At 32.8% G+C, this 2,550-nt stretch carries 3 protein-coding genes; 1 reads left to right on the top strand and 2 read right to left on the bottom strand.

From position 1 onward, the window contains the following. Window positions 1-107: 107 nt before the first annotated feature. Both F899_RS00365 and F899_RS00360 read right to left on the bottom strand, forming a co-directional pair. A complete protein-coding gene (locus tag F899_RS00365) occupies window positions 108-407 on the bottom strand; it encodes a hypothetical protein (RefSeq protein ID WP_004897615.1) in 300 nt (99 codons plus the stop codon). A 2-nt stretch (window positions 408-409) separates the two neighbouring features. Beyond that, window positions 410-1,048, bottom strand: coding sequence for an AAA family ATPase (locus F899_RS00360; protein ID WP_004897614.1), 639 nt, complete (start codon window positions 1,046-1,048; stop codon window positions 410-412). Between the two features lie 393 nt (window positions 1,049-1,441). On the opposite strand from F899_RS00360, the gene repM reads away from it, so the two are divergent. Beyond that, complete coding sequence (repM, locus tag F899_RS00355; RefSeq protein WP_026444494.1) at window positions 1,442-2,389, top strand: replication initiation protein RepM; 948 nt, start codon at window positions 1,442-1,444, stop codon at window positions 2,387-2,389. Window positions 2,390-2,550 lie beyond the last annotated feature (161 nt).

The following is a 2,550-nucleotide window of genomic DNA, read 5'->3' as shown; positions in this document are numbered from 1 at the left end:
TTATGAAGTTATGAAGTTATGAAGTTATGAAGTTATGAAGTTATGAAGTTATGAAGTTATGAAGTTAGGTTATTTAATTTTATAAATTAAATAACCCATTCTCAATTTTATTTAAAACTATTATCAACTAACTGCTTAAAATCTTCTAAATTCTGCTCTGCCAGTGACTCTAAAGCTATTCTTACAATACTAGATCTGTTAACACGAGCATTATTACTTTTGATAATCAGCTCATCAATTAATTCACTTAATTCTTGGTTTAAAGAAAAGGTACAACGAACGAATTTCTTTTGTGAAACTTCTAGATCCTTAACTCTTTTATCAGCTCCAGATATGAAATTTTCAACCAGTTTATCCTGATCTGAAAGCTCGTCATTTTTCTTTTTTAAACCACTAAGACCTGCCATAATTATACTCCTAAAAACTCTTGAGCTATCCCTTCAATTTCTGCTTTTGCCTTAGGATCACTTGTTACTTCAAAAACAGATAAGCCATTTTCATCTGCATCATCATAAACATTTCGATTTGTCGTGATTTGGTCTAAGGCTTTTATTCCAAACGATACACAGGCTTCTTTAGCATCTAAAATTCGTTGTACTTGTGACGGTAATGTTGGGCATTGTGTAATGATTGCTCTTGCATTCAAATCTGGATTCACTGCTCGTGCCAGTTTTAATACTTGTTCCATATGATCCAAAGTTTTTAGATCTCTACGTTTAGGCCTAAAAGGCAATAGCATATGTGTTGCTATAGTCATAGCAGAACGCAATGCTTCCGAATCTTGTCCACCAGCATCAATGATAATATCTTCATATCTTTTTGATAAATCTTTTAAAACTTGACGAATATTGCCTGAAGCTTGTACAGATGGAATATTTTTTAAATCCTCATTTTCATCACGTTCTTTAATCCAGTCAGTCGTTGTACCTTGAGGATCTGCATCTAGAAGCAGAACATCTCTATTCTTTTTTTGTAAATAAACTGCTAAGTTTTGGGCGAGGCAGCTTTTACCAGCTCCGCCTTTTTCACCACCTACCAAGATAATCATAAGTTATGTAAGTTACGTAATTTTGTTAAAAATAATGTACAAGTTTCAATCTCCTGAATCAACTATTGTGAAAAATAAAGTTAAAAAATAAAGTTATCCACAAGTAATGTTCTTTTTTAATTTTATATATATCTTTAAATTTATATTTATAGGACCTTTGAATGCCTTATACGGTATAGTTTTCAGAGGATTTATATGGACATTTTCCTGACAATAAGTGGACATTTTCCTTTATTTAAATGGACGTTTTCCTGACAATAAGTGGACATTTTCCTTTATTTAAATGGACGTTTTCTTGATATAAATGGACGTTTTCTTGGCATAAATATATCTTCCATTAATGGACATTAAGTGTTAATGTCTATTAATGGAACTTATTTCTTTAATCACAATATGGCAAATCTGATTTATAAAGACAATAACTTGATTGAAGCATCTTATGCATTGACTCTGTCTGAACAACGCTTAATTTTAGTTGCAATTATTGCAGCTAGGGAAATTGAAAAAGAGCTTACATCGGATACATTGCTAACAATCCATGCGTCTGAATACATGAAGCACTTTAATTTGGGTCGTCAAGCGGCCTATGAGGCTCTTCAGGGAGCGTGTGATAACTTGTTTGAACGTAGACTCACCTATAAGGCCATAGATCCTGTTACAGGTAGGCCAGCGGTCTACAAAAGCCGTTGGGTATCAAAAGTTGGCTATGTTAAAGAAGCCGCATGCGCTCAACTAATTTTTGCTCCTGATATTTTACAGCTTTTTGTAAAACTTGAAGAAAAGTTTACTCGTTATGAATTAAAGCAAATTTCTCAATTATCTAGTGTATACGCTATACGGCTGTATGAACTTTTGATTAGATGGCGTAGCAAAGGCAAGCTATATATTAGTATGGTTGAATTGCGTGATAAGTTAGGTCTACTTGAAAATGAATATAAAACCATGGGAGATTTCAAAAAGCGTGTATTGACGGTTGCCATAGATCAAATTAATAAACTTACTGATATCGACGTAAGTTATGAGCAAAAAAAAGAAGGAAGAACAATTACACATATCGAATTTTCTTTTAATCAAAAAGCTTCCTTAATTGTTAGTGATAAGATACTGGAACCGACATATCAGTTGACACCAAAACAATCTATATTTTTCGCTCAAAAATTGTGTGACCTTATCAAATATCCCGAATTCGGGGGGAAATATGCCAATGTAGGCGAAGAGATCGAAGCGTTTAAAGAAAGGATTTCACTTGAACTTCTCGACCCTGAAAAGGTAAAAAAGTATTATCCGGATTTGTTAAAAGTGGGCTATAAAGAAAAATATAAATCGGAAAAGTTATCATAACCTGAATAATAGAAATTCTTATTTTGAACACGACTAACCTATAGGAAAAATTTAGTCTGCCCTGGTAACCCTAGTTCTATAATTTGGTCTTTATTGAGAAGTGTGTGTTTTAATTGCAAGGTTATTACATAAACAGTTAGCAGCTGATCTATAAGGAATAT

Source organism: Acinetobacter sp. CIP 101934 (assembly GCF_000369585.1).
Taxonomy (GTDB): domain Bacteria; phylum Pseudomonadota; class Gammaproteobacteria; order Pseudomonadales; family Moraxellaceae; genus Acinetobacter; species Acinetobacter schindleri.
This window is presented reverse-complemented; position numbering and strand designations above follow the sequence as displayed.

What these genes read in the sequence shown, in the direction of transcription:
- F899_RS00365 (WP_004897615.1), bottom strand. Translation starts at nt 407, where the DNA reads ATGGCAGGTCTTAGTGGTTTAAAAAAGAAAAATGACGAGCTTTCAGAT.
- repM (WP_026444494.1), top strand. Translation starts at nt 1,442, where the DNA reads ATGGCAAATCTGATTTATAAAGACAATAACTTGATTGAAGCATCTTAT.
- F899_RS00360 (WP_004897614.1), bottom strand. Translation starts at nt 1,048, where the DNA reads ATGATTATCTTGGTAGGTGGTGAAAAAGGCGGAGCTGGTAAAAGCTGC.